At 68.9% G+C, this 18,342-nt stretch carries 15 protein-coding genes and 1 tRNA gene; 8 read left to right on the top strand and 8 right to left on the bottom strand.

What is annotated here, in order from left to right:
* Positions 1-55: 55 nt before the first annotated feature.
* Both QSK05_RS23020 and QSK05_RS23015 read right to left on the bottom strand, forming a co-directional pair.
* A complete protein-coding gene (locus QSK05_RS23020; RefSeq protein ID WP_285599368.1) occupies positions 56-424 on the bottom strand; it encodes a DUF6153 family protein in 369 nt (122 codons plus the stop codon).
* A gap of 108 nt (positions 425-532) precedes the next feature.
* Entirely contained in the window at positions 533-2,113 is a 1,581-nt protein-coding gene (locus QSK05_RS23015; RefSeq protein WP_285599367.1) for a TROVE domain-containing protein, read from the bottom strand.
* Between the two features lie 315 nt (positions 2,114-2,428).
* Here QSK05_RS23015 and QSK05_RS23010 point away from each other — a divergent pair, with 315 nt between their 5' ends.
* Both QSK05_RS23010 and QSK05_RS23005 read left to right on the top strand, forming a co-directional pair.
* Complete coding sequence (locus tag QSK05_RS23010; protein ID WP_285599366.1) at positions 2,429-5,038, top strand: AMP-binding protein; 2,610 nt, start codon at positions 2,429-2,431, stop codon at positions 5,036-5,038.
* Between the two features lie 553 nt (positions 5,039-5,591).
* Positions 5,592-5,664: transfer RNA gene (locus QSK05_RS23005), tRNA-Arg, on the top strand.
* A gap of 205 nt (positions 5,665-5,869) precedes the next feature.
* Here QSK05_RS23005 and QSK05_RS23000 read toward each other — a convergent pair.
* Positions 5,870-6,379 (bottom strand): DUF1877 family protein, encoded by a 510-nt coding sequence (locus QSK05_RS23000; RefSeq protein WP_285599365.1) that lies wholly within the window; start codon positions 6,377-6,379, stop codon positions 5,870-5,872.
* A 227-nt stretch (positions 6,380-6,606) separates the two neighbouring features.
* On the opposite strand from QSK05_RS23000, the gene QSK05_RS22995 reads away from it, so the two are divergent.
* Both QSK05_RS22995 and QSK05_RS22990 read left to right on the top strand, forming a co-directional pair.
* Complete coding sequence (locus QSK05_RS22995) at positions 6,607-7,299, top strand: HNH endonuclease family protein (RefSeq protein WP_285599364.1); 693 nt, start codon at positions 6,607-6,609, stop codon at positions 7,297-7,299.
* A gap of 435 nt (positions 7,300-7,734) precedes the next feature.
* Complete coding sequence (locus tag QSK05_RS22990; protein WP_285599363.1) at positions 7,735-8,427, top strand: GOLPH3/VPS74 family protein; 693 nt, start codon at positions 7,735-7,737, stop codon at positions 8,425-8,427.
* Between the two features lie 66 nt (positions 8,428-8,493).
* On the opposite strand, the gene QSK05_RS22985 is transcribed toward QSK05_RS22990, so the two are convergent.
* Positions 8,494-9,027, bottom strand: coding sequence for a YbhB/YbcL family Raf kinase inhibitor-like protein (locus QSK05_RS22985; protein ID WP_285599362.1), 534 nt, complete (start codon positions 9,025-9,027; stop codon positions 8,494-8,496).
* Between the two features lie 136 nt (positions 9,028-9,163).
* Here QSK05_RS22985 and QSK05_RS22980 point away from each other — a divergent pair, with 136 nt between their 5' ends.
* Positions 9,164-10,009, top strand: a complete 846-nt coding sequence (locus QSK05_RS22980) for a helix-turn-helix transcriptional regulator (RefSeq protein ID WP_285599361.1) — start codon at positions 9,164-9,166, stop codon at positions 10,007-10,009.
* A 438-nt stretch (positions 10,010-10,447) separates the two neighbouring features.
* On the opposite strand, the gene QSK05_RS36430 is transcribed toward QSK05_RS22980, so the two are convergent.
* Both QSK05_RS36430 and QSK05_RS22970 read right to left on the bottom strand, forming a co-directional pair.
* Positions 10,448-10,600, bottom strand: a complete 153-nt coding sequence (locus tag QSK05_RS36430) for a BBE domain-containing protein (protein ID WP_352302247.1) — start codon at positions 10,598-10,600, stop codon at positions 10,448-10,450.
* A gap of 185 nt (positions 10,601-10,785) precedes the next feature.
* Positions 10,786-11,985, bottom strand: a complete 1,200-nt coding sequence (locus tag QSK05_RS22970) for an ROK family transcriptional regulator (protein ID WP_285599359.1) — start codon at positions 11,983-11,985, stop codon at positions 10,786-10,788.
* 111 nt (positions 11,986-12,096) lie between these two features.
* On the opposite strand from QSK05_RS22970, the gene edd reads away from it, so the two are divergent.
* Together edd and eda are read left to right on the top strand one after the other, a co-directional pair.
* The gene (edd, locus tag QSK05_RS22965; RefSeq protein WP_285599358.1) at positions 12,097-14,028 is read left to right on the top strand and encodes a phosphogluconate dehydratase; all 1,932 of its coding nucleotides are present in this window, start codon (positions 12,097-12,099) and stop codon (positions 14,026-14,028) included.
* The gene (gene eda / locus QSK05_RS22960) at positions 14,025-14,672 is read left to right on the top strand and encodes a bifunctional 4-hydroxy-2-oxoglutarate aldolase/2-dehydro-3-deoxy-phosphogluconate aldolase (protein WP_285599357.1); all 648 of its coding nucleotides are present in this window, start codon (positions 14,025-14,027) and stop codon (positions 14,670-14,672) included. Before edd ends, eda begins: the two co-directional genes overlap by 4 nt.
* Positions 14,673-14,739: 67 nt before the next feature.
* Here eda and QSK05_RS22955 read toward each other — a convergent pair whose 3' ends face one another.
* Positions 14,740-16,569 (bottom strand): right-handed parallel beta-helix repeat-containing protein, encoded by a 1,830-nt coding sequence (locus tag QSK05_RS22955; protein WP_285599356.1) that lies wholly within the window; start codon positions 16,567-16,569, stop codon positions 14,740-14,742.
* A 165-nt stretch (positions 16,570-16,734) separates the two neighbouring features.
* A complete protein-coding gene (locus QSK05_RS22950; RefSeq protein ID WP_285599355.1) occupies positions 16,735-17,469 on the bottom strand; it encodes a hypothetical protein in 735 nt (244 codons plus the stop codon).
* A gap of 168 nt (positions 17,470-17,637) precedes the next feature.
* On the opposite strand from QSK05_RS22950, the gene QSK05_RS22945 reads away from it, so the two are divergent.
* A complete protein-coding gene (locus QSK05_RS22945; RefSeq protein WP_285599354.1) occupies positions 17,638-18,339 on the top strand; it encodes a helix-turn-helix domain-containing protein in 702 nt (233 codons plus the stop codon).
* The last annotated feature ends 3 nt before the right edge of the window (positions 18,340-18,342 follow it).

The raw sequence follows: 18,342 nt of genomic DNA, 5'->3' as shown, positions 1-18,342 counted from the left end.
ACTGAGGAAACCCTTCGTATCAGAGCGGTTCGAGTCGTCGGCGGGCAGACGCGACTCAGGTCCGGCTGATACAGAGTTCGGTCAGGGACGGGGGTGGTCTTCGGTGCTGTCCGATGAAGGACGAGGTGGTCGCGCAGGTGTTCGTAGGACTTTCGCGGAACACCCGCCGGCGAAGAAGACCCAGCCCCAGAAGCAGCAGGACGAACGCCGCCGCACCGCTGAGCACGGCTTGGCACATGGTCGTCATCTCGTGCTGATCGTGATCAGGCGCCGGGGTCCGGCCGTGCTCCTGATGGGTGGTGACGCCGGTCTGCGGGTGGTCGCCGTGGCCGCCCATGGAGAGGGCATGCATGGCCAGGAGGCCGGCCAGCACCGCGATCACGGCGGCGAGCACGACCAGGCGTCTCCCCTCGGTACGGCGCACGGCATCACGGTAGTGAGGTGTGTTCCGGGCAGGCCACGGTCGTAGGTCACGACGTCGAGGGACCAGGGGCGTGCCGGGTGGGGATCACCGACCCCCACCCGGTACGCGTCAGAACGGCCAGTCCGCGGACTTTCCCGCCTCGATCAGGGGAATCATCCGGAAAGCGGCGTCGGTCAGCCCGCCGAAGGTGTGGCGGTTCGCGTGGCCCGACGGGGTGTGTCCCGCCTGGTAACCGGCCAGGTTCCAGGTGTAGAGCGGAACCTGGGGCGGAACGGCCGCGTCGACGTTCTGGCCCTGGCTCACCTGCTCGTCGGTCACGATGACGACCCGGTCGTGCTGGGCGTAGCGCTCCCGCAGGGCACTGGCGGTGTTGGTGCCACCCAGGTCACCGAACCGGTCGAGCACCTTCATCACCGACTCCCCCTTCTTCCGGGCCACGACCTGGCTGGTCGTGCCGAACTGCACGAGCGTCGCATCCTGTGCCCGGGCCGCCAGGGCCGTGCCGAAGATCGCGGCGGCGTCGGCCCGGTTCAGGTCGGAGCGGGCCGACAGCGGCGCCCACATCGAGCCGGACCGGTCGATGAGGATCAGCGTGCGCCCCGGCAGGGACGGCACGGCGGCCAGGCTGTGGTTCACCGCCTGCTCCAGCGGGTAGGCCCACCGCAGCGACGGTGCGGCCCGGTACGCGGCCAGGAACCGGAAGGGGAACTGCCGGGAACGCGCCACCTTCACCGGATCGCTGAGCATGGCGATGACCGGGGCCACTGCGGCGTCGGTCAGTCCTGCCTTGTCGAAGTTCCGCAGGTTCCGCAACCGGGCCATGAAGCCCATCGACGGCAGCACCGCGCCCCAGGCCGCCGCGTCCATCGGCCCGTTCAGCCAGCCGGACAGCTCTTCCCAGGTGAAGCCCGCCTCCGTGAGCCGCGCGGGCGCACCCGGCTCCCGCAGGAACGCCGCACGCTGCTCCTGCGGCATCTCGTCGAGCGCGCGGTTCGCCGTGATCATCGGTAGCCGTCCGAGGCCGGCGCGGACCTCGTCGGGGTGATGACGCCGGTCGAGCAGGTACGTGTACAGGTCACCCTGCGCCGCACTGCCCGCCCGCGGATGGGTCAGCTCGATGACGTCGCCGAGCCGCACACCGTGGCTGCGCCCGTCGTACTTGAGCGCGCCGTACTCCGAGAAAAGCCGTGCGACAGCATCACCCACGCCTCGCTGCACACCGCCGGGCAGCGTCACCTTACCCGTACGCAACTTCCAGTACCCGATGAACTCGCCCGGCTCGTCCGTTCGCCGCAGCGCCGCACCGATCACCGTTCGCACCGAAGGTGCCTGGGCCCGGGTCGATTCCGGGGCCCCCCGCAGGGCCAGCGCGTACTCGGCCGCCATCACCACCGACGCCGAGCGCAGGTTCATCCCGTCCCGCAGGTAGGGCACGAAACGCGCTATCCAGCTGGGATCTTCGAGGGTGACGGCGTGGACCAGGGCGCGGAAACGCTGGTCCCGATCCGAAGCGGCCTCGTAGAAAGTGTTCTCGGAGACCATGTTGGTGACGGCCAGCAGATAGAGCTCCGACTTGGCGTCGCGCCCGTACCCCCGCCCACCCTCGTGCGTGGCGCCGCGGCGGCCGTCACTCTTCACCGGCGAGGCCACTGCGGCCCGGCCGGCACTCCTGATCGAGAACTTTCCCATGATCGTCCCTCTACATCACGTGGGCGCGTCCGGATCATCCGGACCTCGCGCGCCAGTACCGTCCCAAAACGACGCCGGGGAGAACAACTGATTTATGAATCCCGTCGCGCGGCGGCTGTGACTTCCCCCAGAGGTTGGTCCGTCCGACGGACATGCGATCCGCACCCAACGGACCATTGGCGCATGACGACCGCCCACGCGGCAGGTGTTTTCACCTGTTCCCAGATTCCGCCCAAGTCCCGCGCCTACCATGGGGCTCAACGGATAAGAACTTTCACGCACGTTCTGCGTGGTGTGGGCCTAGGAAGGGCTGAGATGACCACGCGGACGGTCGAACCGCTGAGATACCGGGACATCGAGGCGGGCAGCGTGGCCCGGTTGCGGCAGGTGGTCACCGCGCTGCCCGACGAGGTGGCCGTGCACGACGACGACCTGAGCCTCACCTACGGCCAATTCGCCCGGCGCACCGCCGCCCTCCGGCACCAGGTGGCGGCCGCCGTGGTCGGAACCCCGCCGCAACAGCCCGTGGCACTGTTGTACGCGCACGGCGCGGCCGCTGTCGCGGGACTGTGGGCCGGGCTCACGTCCGGCCGCCCGATCCTGGTGCTCGACCCGCGCACTCCCCCGGCCCGGCTGCGCGCGTTCGTGGAACGGGTCGACGCCCGGATCTGTCTCACCGACCCGGCCAACGCCGAGACCGCGGCCGGGCTGGTAGGCCGGGTCATCGTCGACACCTCCGGCGAGAACCCAGGAACCGAGGCCGATCTGGAGGAGCTCTGGACGCTGGCCCCGGCACCCACCGACCGCGTCGTCTACGCCCTCACCTCCGGTTCCACCGGGCGTCCCCAAGTAGTGGTGCACGACGACCGGATGCTCGTGCGGGAGGCCTGGGCGGTCGCCCGGGCGACCGACTGTTACGACGCCGACGACGTGGTCGCGAATGCCCTGCCGATGGCGTTCTACGCCGGGCTGATGGCTGCCGTCGCAGGCGTTCTGGTCGGCACCACCACGGCGATGTACGACATCCGGGGCCGTGGCATCCGCGACCTGCCGGCCTGGATCCACCAGAACCACGTGACGATCATGCAGGCCAGCCCGGCGATCCTGCGGAACCTGGTGAACAGCGGGCCGGACCCGGAACTGCTCGGCGGACTGCGGTCGGTGACGTTCGCCGGTGAGGCCGCCTACGGGCCCGATCTCGAGGCCGCCCGGGCCCTGCTGCCCGATACCTGCGAGCTGCGCAACCGGTTCGGTTCGTCCGAAACTGGTTACTGCACCGACTATCCGGTCGCTCCTACGCATCCGGTGCTGACCGGCGCACTGCCCGTCGGGATGCCGATGCCGGACATCGAGATCGGAATTGTGGACGAGGAGGGCACCCCGGTGCCTCCCGGCGGTTCCGGCACGGTCACCCTGACCGGACTCAACCTGGCACTGGAGTACCTGGGTGACGAAAAGGCCAGCCAGGCGTTCACCCCGGCCGGTGATGGGGCCCGCACGTTCCGCAGCAACGACGTCGGCACGATCGGCCCGGACGGAGCGCTGCGCCTGCTCGGGCGGCGCGACCACAGCGTGAAGATCCGCGGTTACCTGGTCGAGCCCGGTGACGTGGACGCCGCGCTGTCGGCCCTGCCCGAGGTCCGCGAGTCGATCACCATCGGCGCGTCCAAGGGTGGGGAGAACGAGGGCAAACGCCTCATCTCCTACATCGTGACCAGCGCCGACCGCCCCAGCGCGGCCGTGGCCCGGCAGTACCTGGCCGGGGTGCTGCCCTCGTGGATGGTGCCCGAGGCCATCGTCTTCCTGGAGGCCCTGCCCCGCACCGACCGCGGCAAGCTGGACCGCGCCGCGCTGCCCGAACCGCCCGTGGTCACAGCCGGCCGGGGCACCGAGAACCTGAGCGAATGGGAAGAGGTCGTGCGGGCGCTGTGGTGCAGTGTGCTGACGCTGCCCGAGGTCGGCCTGGAAGACGACTTCTTCGAGCTCGGCGGTGACTCCCTGGCCGCCGAGAGCCTGATGAGCCGGATGACCTCGGAGCTCGGGGTGCCGGCGAGCGACGCCCAGACCACCGTGCTGGTGCAGGCGCCCACACTGCGGCAGTTCGCCGAGCGCGTCGTGCGCACGACCGACGCCGCCCACCAGACCCTCGTCCCCTTGCGGGCCAACGGATCTCGTCCACCCTTGTTCCTCTTCACCGGTGGCGGCGGGCTCGGCGTCACCCTGGTGCCGCTCGTCCGCCATCTCCCGGACGACCAGCCGGTGTTCGCCCTCCAGGCGCACGGCCTGGAGGCCCGGGGCCTTCCCGACTGGAGCGTGGAATCCGCGGCCCGGCGCCACATCAAGACCCTGCGCGCGGTGCAGCCGGCCGGCCCGTACTTCATCGGTGGACACTCGTTCGGTGGCGTGCTCTCACTCGAGGTGGCCCGCCGGCTCCGGGAGGCTGGTCAGGAGGTAGCTCTCCTGGTCGTCATCGACTCGTTCCCGCCGGACGGGAAATCCCACGTCCCGCTGGAGGGTTCAGCCGTGGAGAAGCTGCGCGCGGCCATCGGCGTGGCCACCACCGGCCTGCGCGGCGCCACCGACGACCAGTACTGGCGCTTCTGGCGGCAGAGTAATTTCCTGCACCTGCGCTACCGGGGAAAGCCTTACGACGGCGAGACCCTGGTGATCGTGGCGGCGGACAGCGAGAAGAAGGCCGTGCGCCGCTCCTGGACCCCGTACCTGACCGGCACCTGGCGCCTCACCCACGTACCCGGCGACCACATGTCCATCCTGCGCGACCCGTACGCCCGCAAGACCGCCGAGGTGATCTGGAGCCAGCTGGAACCGGCTCAGCAACGGCGGTCGCGCACGCCGCGGCGACCCCGGGAGGGCAGCCGACCGCACCTGATCCGCCCCAGCAAGGCCTGGCCGGACCAGTACTGACCCTTTCCCGACCAGTACTGACCCTTCCCGACCACTGCTGAATTCCGAGATCCAAGGCGACGAAGGAACATGCTGCTCTGCCAATTGAGCTACGCCGGATCGAGTTCCGGCGACGGGACTTGAACCCGCAACCCGCCGATTAGGAGTCGAAGTAACCCGCGTCTACGCTTCGGAATTCAGTTGTGGGCACGAGATCCGGGTCGGCGAGGGTACACAGTGGCCGGAGCCACCGCCAGGAATCGAACCCAGAGAGCCAGAAGTAACCCTCGCCTGCGCTTCGTGCTGCACTCACTATTTCAGTGCCCGGGCAGGAGCGGCAACCGGATTACGGAGCCCGGTCTGGCCGGTCCGGGCCCGCGTCCGATGGTCATCGTGTGCGTTCGTTGCGCCCATGGCGCTGCGAACGCACACGATCCCGTAGATCTGGGGGGGTCGCGGCCCCCGTGCTCCCAGCCGCAGGCGGTGTGACCTTCGCTGCCTCGCCGGACATGCTCTCGCCCCGAGCCGGTCCTGCGATAGCCTATGGTCTGCGGGTCGTCCTCGGACGACTCACGCCCTCGTAGCTCAGGGGATAGAGCATCGGTTTCCTAAACCGTGTGTCGGAGGTTCGAATCCTCTCGGGGGCACCCCGGTCAGACGCCTTATTCAGGCCCTGACCAGTTCTTTTACCTCTTCACTCCAATTACCGGTGGATGCCACCGGATGCTGTCAAAAACCAGAGTTGCGTGGCTGACTGTGTCCCGGGTGTGCCTCAGAAGGGACACCTTCCTGGAGCAGCCGTGCAGGTCAGGCGCCTATGACACAGGGGCCTTCCGGCCGGGGTGACGCCGGTCAGTCCCACCAGAGCACGACAGCACGACCCGCTTGCGCTGCCTCTGAGTAGAACGTTCGAAGCGCGGCCAGGTGCTGTAGGAGATAGTGCTTGGGGTCGGACGCCTTCTGACCGTCGAACAATCGCGAGTTGATTCGTCGATTCCAGCGGGGCAATCCACCAATGACCGCAGGCGCATCGATCGCAGCCAGTCCAGAGGCGACCTCGGCCACGTCATCTTGCTCGAGGTAGGTGACGGGGTGGCCCCAGATGGTGTCTTGATGCTCCCGGTAAGCAGGATTGACTTCGATGCTGTCCGACAGCGCTTTGCTGATCGCGGCTTCGGCCGCCGCCGTGATCGACGTCAGCCGTCCAAGACGCATGAGCGGGTCAGGGGCCCAATCCAGGTCCAAATGATCACCTGCCGGAAGCATCTCGAAGGAACAGAGCCGATGCAGTTCCTCCACGGACTCCCGACAGCGACCAAGCTGATCCATCGTCGGCCGCGCGAGTTGCTGAACGATCGCCACCAGACATGGCTACCACGACGTTCGCTCCCTGAGGCGCGCAGCAGTCTCGTGCACGGGCATCCTCCACCCCGTCGGCCCAGCTTGATGCGACAGTCGGTCTGACACCTTCGACAAGATTCCGGTCGCCCATAGATTCGTGCCCCGGAATGCACTCCGGCGCGGCCCCGACTCGGTCATCATGAGGCGTGCACCAGCCGGTGCCGTTCAACGTCCCGGAAGGTCTCTCCGTGCGTCGCCCCGTTTCCGTCGTCCTCGGTCTGGCGGCCGTCCTTCTGTCTTCGTCGATCGGCGCGGGTCCGGCCCAGGCGCGTAGCGAGGCACAGACATCGCCGACCGCTGCCGCCCGCACCACCACGGGCAAGGCGCTGCTGGGCAAACTCACGGTGAGGGCCGAACACCGCGGCGGCTACGAGCGGGACAAGTTCGGGAAGGACTGGCTGGACGTGGACAAGGACTGCCAGGACACCCGCTCCGAGGTCATGCAGCGGGACTCCCAGGTCAAGGTCACCTTCTACTCCGCCAGCCGGTGCGCCGTGCTCACCGGGAAGTGGACGTCGCCCTATGACGGCCGCACCTGGACCGATGCCCAGAAGCTGGAGATCGACCACGTGGTCGCCCTCAGTGAGGCCTGGAAGTCCGGCGCCTCGAAGTGGAAGAAGAAAAAGCGCCTCCGCTACGCCAACGACCTCGGCTACACCTGGACACTCAAGCCGGTCACCCGCAGCGTCAATCAGGACAAGGTTGACCAGGACCCCGCCGAGTGGCTGCCGGCCAAGAGTCGCTGCACGTATGCCCGACAGTGGGTCGCGATCAAGTACCGGTGGAAACTGAGTATCGACACCGCCGAGAAGCGCGCACTGACGAAGCTCTTGGCCGGAGACTGTGGACACGTGAAGATGAAGGTGCCCGCCCGCGGGTGAGGTCCCGGCGCAGCAAAACCATGGGCCAAGGAATGGCCCACGAATTCTTGCGAGTTTCGGCGGCCGGGTAGACGCTCGGCGCCGAACTCGGGGGCACCGGAGTCCGCGTCCAGGTCGACGCCGGGCTGCTGGACGCGGTCTTCGCGGCTGATCGAGGCCGGGCGCAGCCCACGCAACGCCTGATTGACCCGCACGAAGGGACACCCTTCGTTTCCTGGTTCTTGGTGGGTCTTGCCCCATTTCCTAGGATTGGTCCAGACATCGGTCGAACGTCGATCGACGGCCACGCCCCTGAGGGCGGACAGCGAGGAGCACCCTGCCAATGATCATCACCAGAAGCCCTGCGGCGACGTCGTTCGTCGCCGCTTTCGCCGTCGTCGGCCTCGTCCCGGCCCAGCGACCGGCGTGCGGCATCACCCGTGCAGAGGTGACCCGATGACCGCCACCGACGGCCCTACCGATGGCCCGACACAGCTCATCTGCGAGGAGCTCTTCCTCCTGCTGACCACCGATGCCGGCGTCCGCGAAGGCTTCGGAACGCAGCGCGGGATCGGCATGACCGCCGCCATGGTCGCAGACCTCGTGGCCGCCGGCCGGATCACGGTCGAGGAGGCCAAGGGGCACCGGATCCACGTGACTGATCCCGCACCACTAGGCGACCCCGTCCTCGACCCCGCGCTCGCCCAACTCGTTCAGCGCGACGGAGACGAGTTCGCCAAACTGGTCCGCGACCGAAAACTCAATCCGGAGGCGGCGGCCGGTCAGCGACTCGCCGACGCGGGGACTCTCGGCCTGCGCGACGCCCGCCTCCGTGGTCTCGTGCCCGCCAAGCACCCGACGCTCGACCCAGTTCCCGAACAAGCTCTGCGCGCGCGTCTACGTCAGGCGCTCACCGGCGGCCCGGTGACCAACCGGGACCTGACGATCCTGTCGATCCTCCTCGGCCTCGGCGTCCACAAGACAGTGCTGGGCCGGGATCTGCCGGAACTGTCCGCGCGCGACCTGCGCGATCGGATCCTCGAGCTAGGCGCCGCTTCCCCCGCGGGAGACGCAGTGACAGCGGCACTGCGCACCATCGCCCTCGGCGCTGCATCGGCCGGGGCGGTAAGCGCGATCGCCTCGAGCTGACGAGCACCGTTTCCCAGCGTGATCAACGGCCTGCCCGGTTCCCCTTCGGGAACCGGGCCAGTGCTGTCAGGAGGCCGGGGTCTCGGCGGTGGCCACGATGGTGGCGCGGGCAAGGATGTGGGAGGCCATGGTGAAGCCGAGGAAGGCCGGGGTGCCCTCGGCCGGCACGCCGATGTCTTCCACGTCCAGGGCGTGCACGGTGATGAAGTAGCGGTGCGGGCCGTGGCCGGCCGGCGGGGCGGCGCCGATGTACTGCGGCATGCGGGCGTCGTTCGGCAGCTGGATCGCTCCCTCCGGCAGGTCGGCACCGGCGGGCAGGGAGGTGACGGTGGTGGGGATGTTGGCGACGGCCCAGTGCCAGAAGCCCGACAGGGTCGGGGCGTCCGGGTCGTACATGGTCACGGCGTAGCTCTTGGTGCCCTCGGGGGCCCCCGACCAGGTCAGGTCCGGGGAGATGTCCTGGCCACCCGGGATCCCGAAGGCGCCGGACATCTGGGCGAGCGGCAGGGGCCGGCCGTCGACGGCGGCGGCGCTCTTGAGCTCGAAGGCGGGCACCTCGGGGAGACGGTCGAACGGGTTGTTCATGCTGGGGTGCTCCATCGGCAAGAGGGTGGACTGCGAACACCCACAACCCTGCGACCTGCGGGAACTCCCAGGGAGACCCTTGGCATGCTGGTGCCCGGAGTGCCACCCTCGGCTCTCGACGAACCACCGCGCGGCGTAGCAGGCTGGGGCGGTGACAGCGCCCAGGGCGACGAACCGGCCCGAACTATCTGCCTTTCTCCGGGCGATGCGGGCCCGGGTGCAGCCGGGTGACGTCGGCCTGCCGGAGGTCGCCCGGCGCCGGACGCCCGGGCTGAGGCGGCAGGAGGTCGCGCAGCTGGCCGCCGTCAGCATCGACTGGTACATCCGGCTTGAGCAGGGGCGGGTCGGCGTACCGGGCACCGCTGTCCTGGACGCGGTGTCGCAGGCCTTGGCGCTCTCGGAGGCCGAGCGTCATCATCTGCACCTGATCGCCCGGGGCGAGGCCCCGCCGGCCCGGCACGTGCCCGCCCCGGCCAGCGAGTCGCTCCAGACCCTGCTGCGCAGCATGCCGACGACCCCGGCCTGGATCCTCGACTTCCGGTTCGACGTGCTGGCCCACAATGCCGCCGCCGTAGCCTTGTTGGGGCCCGGCTTCGCCGTCGCGACCAATACGACGCTGCCGCTGTTCCTCGAACCCGCCTCCCGCGACTTCCAGATGGACTGGACCCGGATCGCCCGCGAGCACGTCGGCAATCTGCGGGCGAACCTCACCCGGCACCCGGACGACCCCCGACTCCAGGCCCTGGTCGGCGAACTACGGCAGAAGAGCCCCGATTTCGCGACCTGGTGGGACGACCAGACGGTCCAGGAACGCACGAACGGGACCAAACGCGTCCTCCATCCGACCGTCGGCGTCATGACCCTTCGCTACGACGTGCTGGCCGTCCAGGACGGCTCGGATCAGCGCCTTTCCGTCATCACTCCGGCGGATGCGGCAACAGAGGACGCATTGCGCACCATTGTTTCCCAGCACAGTGGTCTGCGCGTGGTCGGCTGAGCCACGCACACGGAGTAGGCACTTTTTGTGTCTTCTTGATGACGTCGTCCGGCCCGTTCCAGGATGGACGGCATGACCTTCGATGTCGTGACCAATCCGGCCACCGGCGAATACGGCGTTCTGCGTCAGGCTGCTGTCAGTAGTGAAGGCAGAACGGTCGCCGACCTGTACGCCCTCCCGGGGGCGGCCGTCGTGGGTGAGCACGTACATCCCCGCTCCAACGAGACTTTCACGGTGGTCCGAGGGGTTGCCGGGTTGATCGCCGGGAACGCAGCGGTCGACACGGATCAGGTCCGCGCCATTTGCGCCGGCTTCGAGGAAAGCGGAGTCGAAGAAATTATTTTCAACCCGGCAACCGGCGACCTGGAGGAGATCAAGCGGCTGGCCGAATGCCTGGGCCAGGTGCCGCCACCCTCGCCGACCCGAGGAGGCCCGTGCTCATGCGCGGACGGTGTTGTGATTGAGCCGGAACATGTTCTCGGGGTCGTACTTCTCCTTCACCGCGACGAGACGGTCATTGAGGTCGGTGCCGTAGACGTTCCGCAGTTCTTCCGGGGAACGACCCTCGTCCGGGGAGAGGAAGTTGACCATCGTCCGGGGGTGCGCCCACGGCGCGAGGGTCTCGATGCACCGGGCCAGATAGCCCTGCATGAGCGAGGCCTGGTCGGCACCACCCTCTACGTCGACGGTGGCGAGAACGGCATCTGAGACCGCGGTGCCTTCTCAACGGAACGACTGCGGGACAGGCATTCCGGGCGGTCAGCCAGAACCCGACCTCAGACTTCGGTCCGAAGTGTCGACCGTGCCCGCGTGATGCCGAGGCTGAGCCGGTCGTCGACGGCCCGGGGACTCAGCACACGCCGTAGGGCCAGGACCGCGGTGCCCCGGGTTCCGGAGTCGGCGCCGTGAGTTGCGGCCAGGACATCGAGGTCTCGGGCGGCGACGGTGGTGGCGTCGCGGTAGAGGGTCTCCCTCAGGCCGGCCACGAGCAGGTCGTAGGCCGGGGCCATGTCACCGCCGACGACGATGACGGCCGGATCCAGCAGGGTGACGGCGGCGGCCAGCACCGCCCCGATCGCCTGCCCACTGCTCCGGATGGCCCGGCGGGCCACGACGTCACCTTCGAGGGCGAGGCTGACGACGTCACGGACGTGTGCGACCTCGCGGCCCTGAGCCGTCAGGTCGCGCACCAGCGCCCACCCACCGGCCACCGCCTCGAGGCAGCCACTGTCACCGCACCGGCACGGCACGTTGTGGGCGCCGCGGTACTTCACGTGTCCGATATCACCCGCCGCACCCCGCGCTCCGTGCTGCAGAACGCCTCCCGCGACGATTCCCGCGCCCAGACCGGTGGATGCCTTCACGATCAGGGCGTCCTGGTAGCGCGTGAAGTGGGCGTCGAGCTCAGCCAGGGCGATCGCGTTCGTGTCGTTCTCGATCACCACGGGCGCCGAGGAGAGCTCGGCGAAGTAGGGCGCGATCGGTACGCTGTCCCACCCACGCATGATCGCCGAGTTGAGGCTCGTACCGGCCACCGGGTCGACCGTGCCGGGGATACTGACGCCGATCCCGAGCACGTCCGCCGGGTCCCGCCCGACCTTCAGGAGCAGGGCCCGCAGTCGGCTGACTGCCCTCGGCAGGACGTCGGCCGGCCCCTGACCGACTTCTTGCTCGAGCTCGTCGGCTCCGAGAACCCGCCCCGCGAGGTCACATACGGTGAACTGCGCCCGGCTGCGCCCGATGGCGGCGGCGAGCACCAGACCGGCCCCGGCCTCGAAGTCCAGACGCTTGGGCGGACGCCCGACGCCGATCCCCGGCGACTCCGTCTCGGCGACCAGCCGGGCCTCGACCAGCGCGTCCACCCGGGCGGCGACCGCCGTCCGCGACAAACCGGTCAGCCGGGCGACCTCCGCGCGCGAACGGGCCTCCCCGTCGCGAACCAGCTGAAGTACGTCACCGGCAGTGACCGCCGTCACAGTGCCCCTCACTGGCCGATCCCCCGCACCGTTTCCACGCGTTCACTCTAATTTAGCTTTTGAGGGACAGGAGTTATGTCTTTCGGAAGCAAAACTGGTTACCCTCGTCACATGAACGGACCCATTGGGCCCATCTCGGCCATCCAGGAGATCACCGCCCGCATCGCCCGGCGCTCAGAGCTCACCCGCACCGCCTACCTCGAGCGCGTTTCCGAAGCCATCGCCGCCGGCCCGGCCCGCGGCCGGCTCGGCTGCTCGAACCTGGCTCACGGCTTCGCCGCGGGTGACGCCCAGGAGAAGACCGCCCTGCGCGGAACCACCAAGCCGAACATCGCGATCGTCTCGGCCTACAACGATCTGCTCTCGGCCCACCGTCCGTTCGAGAACTACCCCGCCCGGATCAAGAAGTCAGTCATCCGCGCGGGCGGCATCGCACAGTTCGCCGGCGGCGTGCCGGCCATGTGCGACGGCATCACCCAGGGTCGCGACGGCATGCAGCTCTCGCTGTTCAGCCGCGACGTGATCGCCATGTCCACTGCTGTGGCCCTGTCCCACGAGATGTTCGACGGCGCCATCATGCTCGGGGTCTGCGACAAGATCGTGCCCGGCCTGCTGATCGGCGCGCTGGCCTTCGGGCACCTGCCCACCGTGCTGATCCCGGCCGGCCCGATGACCAGTGGCATCCCCAACGGCGAGAAAGCCCGCATCCGCAAGCAGTTCGAGCAGGGTCTCGTCGACCGGCAGACGCTGCTCGAGGCCGAGGCCGCGTCGTACCACGGCCCGGGAACCTGCACCTTCTACGGCACTGCCAACTCAAACCAGCTGCTGATGGAGGTCATGGGCCTACACCTGCCGGGTGCGAGCCTGCCCAATCCGGGAACCGAGCTGCGCGACGCGCTGACCGACGCCGCCGCGGCGCGGGTCACGGGCGTCACGCCGCAGGGGTCGGAGTACACGCCCATCGCGCACGTCATTGACGAGAAGGCTGTCGTCAACGGCGTGGTCGGGCTGCTGGCCACCGGTGGCTCCACCAACCACACCATCCACCTGGTGGCGATCGCCCGCGCCGCCGGCATCACCCTGACCTGGGACGACATCAGCGACCTGGGTCGCCTCGTCCCCTTGTTGTCACGCATCTACCCCAACGGCTCGGCCGATGTGAACCACTTCCATGCCGCCGGCGGGATCGGCCTGCTGATCCGGGAACTGCTCGACGCCGGGCTCCTGCACGACGACGTCCAGACCATTGCGGGTCCGGGTCTGCGCCGCTACACCGAAGAGCCGGTCGTGGTGGACGGCTCGCTCGCCTGGCGTCCCGGCCCAACCCGGACGCTGGACGCCGACGTGCTGCGCCCGGTCAGCGATCCGTTCTCCCCGGAGGGCGGAATCCGCATCGTGCACGGCAATCTCGGTCAGGCCGTGGTCAAGGTGTCGGCCGTGGCCCCGGAACACCTGGTCATCACCGCACCGGCTCGCGTGTTCGACACCGACGCAGACTTCCTCACGACGTTCCGGGCCGGTGACCTCGACGGCGACGCGGTCGTCGTCATCCGCCACCAGGGACCGGCGGCCAACGGCATGCCCGAGCTGCACGGCCTGACCTCCGCGCTCGGCATCATGCAGGACCGCGGCCAGCGCGTGGCCCTGGTCACCGACGGGCGGATGTCCGGTGCCTCCGGTGCGATCCCGGCCGCCATCCACGTCACCCCCGAAGCCGCCGCCGGCGGACCCATCGCCCGGATCCAGGACGGCGACGTCATCACCCTCGACTGCCTGACCAGCACCTTGCAGGTGGATGTCGAACCGGCCGTGCTCGCCGCCCGGCCGATCGTCACCCGCACTGCAGCACCCGCTTTCGGGGCCGGACGGGAACTGTTCGCCGCGTTCCGCTCGACGGTCGGGCCGGCCGACCAGGGCGCCACCGTCTTCGGTGACACCCTCGGCATGCTCGGCAGCGCCTCCAACGGCGCGTCCACCCACCACTCCGGCATCGAGACCGGCATCTCCCTCGACCTCGGAACCAGCGAAAGACGATACGCATGAGCACCGCACCGGCCGTTCTCGCCGACACCACCACCTCGCTCCTCGACGTCTCCCCGGTCATCCCGGTCGTCGTCGTGCAAGACGTCGAGAGCGCCGTGCCCCTGGCCCGCGCCCTCCTCGACGGAGGCGTCGGCATCATCGAGGTGACCCTGCGCTCCCCCGCCGCGCTCGACGCGATCAGGGCCATCGCCGCCGAGGTCCCCGACATGCTCATCGGTGCCGGCACCGTCTGCTCCGAGCAGCAGGCCCAGGACTCGGCCGCCGCCGGTGCCCGGTTCCTGGTCAGCCCGGGCAGCACCGACCGTCTCCTCGACGGTCTCGACCGCGTCGGGCTGCCGTTCCTGGCCGGCTGCGCAACCCCGTCGGACATGATGCGGCTCATGGAGCGGGGCATCACCGAGGCCAAGCTCTTCCCGGCCACCGTGGTCGGCGGAACGGCCTTGCTCAAGGCTGTGTCCGGTCCGCTGCCACAGCTGCGGTTCTGCCCGACGGGCGGCATCACCCCGGAGTCGGCTCCCGACTTCCTGGCCCTACCCAACGTCGGATGTGTCGGCGGAACCTGGCTGACGCCCCAGACCGCGGTGAAGGACGCCGACTGGCAGCAGATCACGGCGCTGGCCGCCGCGACCCGGACCCTGCGGTAGCTCCTGCGCGCAAAGAACCGCCCCGGCCAGAAGCTCTGGCCGGGGCGGTTCTTGGTGTCGGACCGGATCAGAAGGTGACGGCCTTGCCACCGAAGGTGGTGACCAGCTTGCCGGCCGTGTCGAAGGACCAGGCGAAGGCACCGCTGTAGGCGGAGCAGCGAGAACCGTTGCTACCCGAGTAGAACTGGTTCGTGCTGCCGGCCGTGCCGGTGATCTTGTCATTCGAGCCGCTCACCTTGAAGCGGCACGAGGTGTTGCTGGTGAACGTCGACGTGCCCTCGTCGAACGCGTAGTTGCGCTCGGCGTTGTCGACGCCGAGGTTGTTCGCGATCGTCATCGAGCCGGGGTTGCTGTTGTACGTGAAGCCGTGGTGGCCGTTGTTGTAAGCGATGCTGCGCTTGACGATGTGGTTGACCTTGATGTCCGAACCGCCGAGCTTGAAGCCGTTCCGGTCACCCGAGGCGTTCACCGTACCGTCGCTCAGCGTGCCGTTGCTGTAGGAGAGCGAGTCCTCGATGGTCACCGGGGAGATCGCACCGGTGTCGGCCTTGGCGAACAGGTCCCAGCCGTCGTCGATGTTGTGGTGCGAAACGGTGTAACGGAAGACGTTGTTGACGCCCACGGTGAGCTTGGCCGCGAAGCCGTCCGCGTCCTCACCGTCGGGGTCGGCGTTGTCGTGCGACTCGGAGCTGAGCACCAGGTTGTTGGCCGGCCAGTCCGCCTTCGCGACGGCCGAGGAGACCCGGGAGATCTGCAGGCCGCTGTCGCGGTTGTAGGCCGTCACGACGCGCTCGATGGTGTTGTGGCTACCACCGACCGCGATGCCGTTGTCACCGGCCTTCTGCACCGTGAATCCGTACAGGTGCCAGTAGTTGCCGTTGAGCGCGAGACCGCGGTTCGCGTCACCCGTGGCCATCGCCGAGAAGTCCAGCACCGGCTTCTCACCGGGGTACGCCGAGATGGTCTTGAGCGCACTGGCCGTGCCGTTGTTGCCCGCCGCGATGGTCTGCGTCGCGGACAGCGAGTAGGTGCCACCCCGCAGGTAGATCGTGCCACCGGCGGCCACCTTGGTGATGGCGTTGGCCAGGGTGGTCGGGGCCGCCGCGGTACCGGCCGCACTGGCCGTGCCCTTGGGCGACACGTACAGGGCACCGGCCACCGCGGAACCGCTGGACGTGGTGGTCGCAGGGGCGCTGGTGGTCGCCGTGGCGGCGGGCGTCGTCGTGGTGACCGGCGCACTCGTGGTCGTCGTGGTCGGCGTGGCGACCGATCCCGTGGTCACGGTGACGTCGTCGAAGCTCGCGGTCGCGTTCCCCGTCTGCAGACCGATGCGGCCGGCGGACGCGAGCGAGCTCTTGGCCGTGCCCACGACCTTGCCGTTGACGCTGCCGGTGACGGTCGTGCCGGAGACGCTCAGGCTGAGGGTGTACCAGGTGTTGTTCGAGACGGTCTGCGCCGAGGTGGCGAGCACCGTGACGGTGCCGCTGCTCACGGCCTGGAGCTGGACGGCGCCCGGAACCAGCGCGAGCCGGTAGAAGGTCGTCGAGCTCTTGGCGCGGGCGAGCACGCCGACGAAACCGCCGGTGCCGAGCGAGAGCGGCTTCACCCGGCCGGAGACCGTGTAGTCGGTCCAGGAGGTGTCACCGGCGAACTCACGGGCGTTCTCGCTGCTCGCGTTGCTCTGGCGCAGCACCTTCGTGCCGTCGGTGGCAATCGCCCAGGTGCCGCCCGACTTGGACCAGGCGCTGGTGCTGCTGGACTCGAAGTCGGCGCTGAACGCACTGCCGGACGGTTCGGCGGCGTTGGCGCCGACAACAGTGACACCGGCGCCGATCAGTGAGACCAGACCGGCCACACCTGCGACCTGCCAGCGCCTACGAGCACGAAACTGAACCATGGGTGGTCATTTTCCTTTGTACGACGATCACCGGACGAGCTGACTGGCACCTAGTCGGTGGGGCGGCGGAAAAGGTTGCCTGCCATGACCAACCCACAGAAAAGTTCCCACCCCGGCCCTGGACCGGGAAAAGTCTTAACAGTCAGTTGAATCGGAATAGACACTTCAGCCCTGGCTCAGCTCGACCCTGCTCACGAAGGCCGAATCGATTCCGAGGTCGTCATGGGTGGACATGACCCACAACTCATCGACCCGGTTCTCCGCCACGATCTCTCGCTGCCACACCTGGAGAAAGCACTCCAGGTCCATCGTTTCGGACGGAGTCAGCTCGTCTCGGAAATGCAGCAGGCCGCACGCGAAGAAGTCGCCGACGCAGACACCCAGGCGCCCGCGCAGATCCCGGAACGCGTCGCCCCGGGCCGTGCGGGTCGGCACGGCGGGCAGGTACAGGCGCCCGGAGTTGAACTGCCCGACCAGCGGGCCGTAGAGACGCATCGAGAACGCTGCCGTACCCTCCAGCGCCTGCGCCAGTTCCGCCGGTCCCCGATCGAGACCACCCGCGATCGTGACGTGCAGCAGATCCTTTCGGCGCTCCGTCATCGCGTGGTCGATCTTGTGACCGAACGAGGTCAGGGTGGCCTGCTCGCCGAGTGACGGGTTCACCGTGAGCCGGGCAACCACCGAGATGCGGGCGTCCCGGTAGGAACCGTTCAGGTACGCATCATCCGGGCTGCGGCGCAGAGCCAAGGGATGCCCCGGCTCGATGAGTGGCAGCTGGGCGTATCGGTAACGCTCGTCGAACGTCAGTGCCTCGCCGTCCCGGAAATGGCGCCGCACCGAGTCGTAGGCGAAGTCTTCCGGCGCGGCGAAGGGATTCTGCTCAGGCAGCGGTTCGGGCACCGGCGCTCCTCCCCGAGAAACGGCAGCGAACTGCTGAGTGACGAGGCCCCGACCATAGCCTCGAACCGGGTTCGCGAGAAGTACAGTTTCGTCTCTACCAGTGCGGCGGCGATACGCGACGGGATCTGGGCCCGGGCGAAGGCCTACCCGGAGGGCGACGTTACGGTGGTGAGCTTCGAGCGTCCCTGGACGGAGGTCTGCGCGGTGGCGGAACGGGAACCGAGAAGCGTCGTGGACGGTGCGTTCCGGGTGCTGCGGGCCCTGCCCGGCAGCGGCCGGGAGCATCAGGTGGCGACGATCGCGGGGGCGACCGGGCTGCCCCGCCCCACCGTGCACCGGCTTCTGCGTCAGTTACGGGAGGCCGGGGCGGTGGAGCTGCAGAACGGGCACTGGCACCTGGCCGCGTCGCTGCTGGGTCTGGCCCAGCAGGTGGAGCCCCTGACCGGTCTGCGGGGAACCGCCTCCAGGGTGATGGCCGAGTTGCGCGAACAGACCGGGGCAGCGGTGTCCTTTGTGGTCCCGTCGGAAGATTCGTTCGTGGCGCTGGAGATGCTGCCCGGCCGTGACACCCTGCCGATCGACGCCCGGAGCGGTGCGCAGATGCCCGCCTCGACGGCCGCGGCGATGGTGCTCACGCCCGGCCGCATCCCGACCGCGCGGCGCCGGTCGTTCGGGGCCGCGGTCGACGACGAGGCGGTGCTGCCGGGGCTCACCTGCTACGCGGTGCCGGTCGTCCTGCCCCGGGGGCGGCGGGCGTCCTTGCAGGTCGCCACCGCCGCACACCACCCGGCGGAGCGTCTCGCGGCACCCGTCCACCACGCTGCCGCGGCTCTCGAGCAGGCTCTTGTCCGCTCAGCGGACAACGCGTAGGAG

The sequence above is a fragment of the Kineosporia sp. NBRC 101731 genome (genome assembly GCF_030269305.1).
Classification (GTDB): domain Bacteria; phylum Actinomycetota; class Actinomycetes; order Actinomycetales; family Kineosporiaceae; genus Kineosporia.
This window is presented reverse-complemented; position numbering and strand designations above follow the sequence as displayed.

Bases quoted from the DNA above. Each gene is read 5' to 3' on its own strand.
- QSK05_RS23015 (WP_285599367.1), bottom strand. From the start codon at position 2,113: ATGGGAAAGTTCTCGATCAGGAGTGCCGGCCGGGCCGCAGTGGCCTCG.
- QSK05_RS23010 (WP_285599366.1), top strand. From the start codon at position 2,429: ATGACCACGCGGACGGTCGAACCGCTGAGATACCGGGACATCGAGGCG.
- QSK05_RS22990 (WP_285599363.1), top strand. From the start codon at position 7,735: ATGACCGCCACCGACGGCCCTACCGATGGCCCGACACAGCTCATCTGC.
- QSK05_RS22985 (WP_285599362.1), bottom strand. From the start codon at position 9,027: ATGGAGCACCCCAGCATGAACAACCCGTTCGACCGTCTCCCCGAGGTG.
- QSK05_RS36430 (WP_352302247.1), bottom strand. From the start codon at position 10,600: ATGGTCAACTTCCTCTCCCCGGACGAGGGTCGTTCCCCGGAAGAACTG.
- edd (WP_285599358.1), top strand. From the start codon at position 12,097: ATGAACGGACCCATTGGGCCCATCTCGGCCATCCAGGAGATCACCGCC.
- eda (WP_285599357.1), top strand. From the start codon at position 14,025: ATGAGCACCGCACCGGCCGTTCTCGCCGACACCACCACCTCGCTCCTC.
- QSK05_RS22955 (WP_285599356.1), bottom strand. From the start codon at position 16,569: ATGGTTCAGTTTCGTGCTCGTAGGCGCTGGCAGGTCGCAGGTGTGGCC.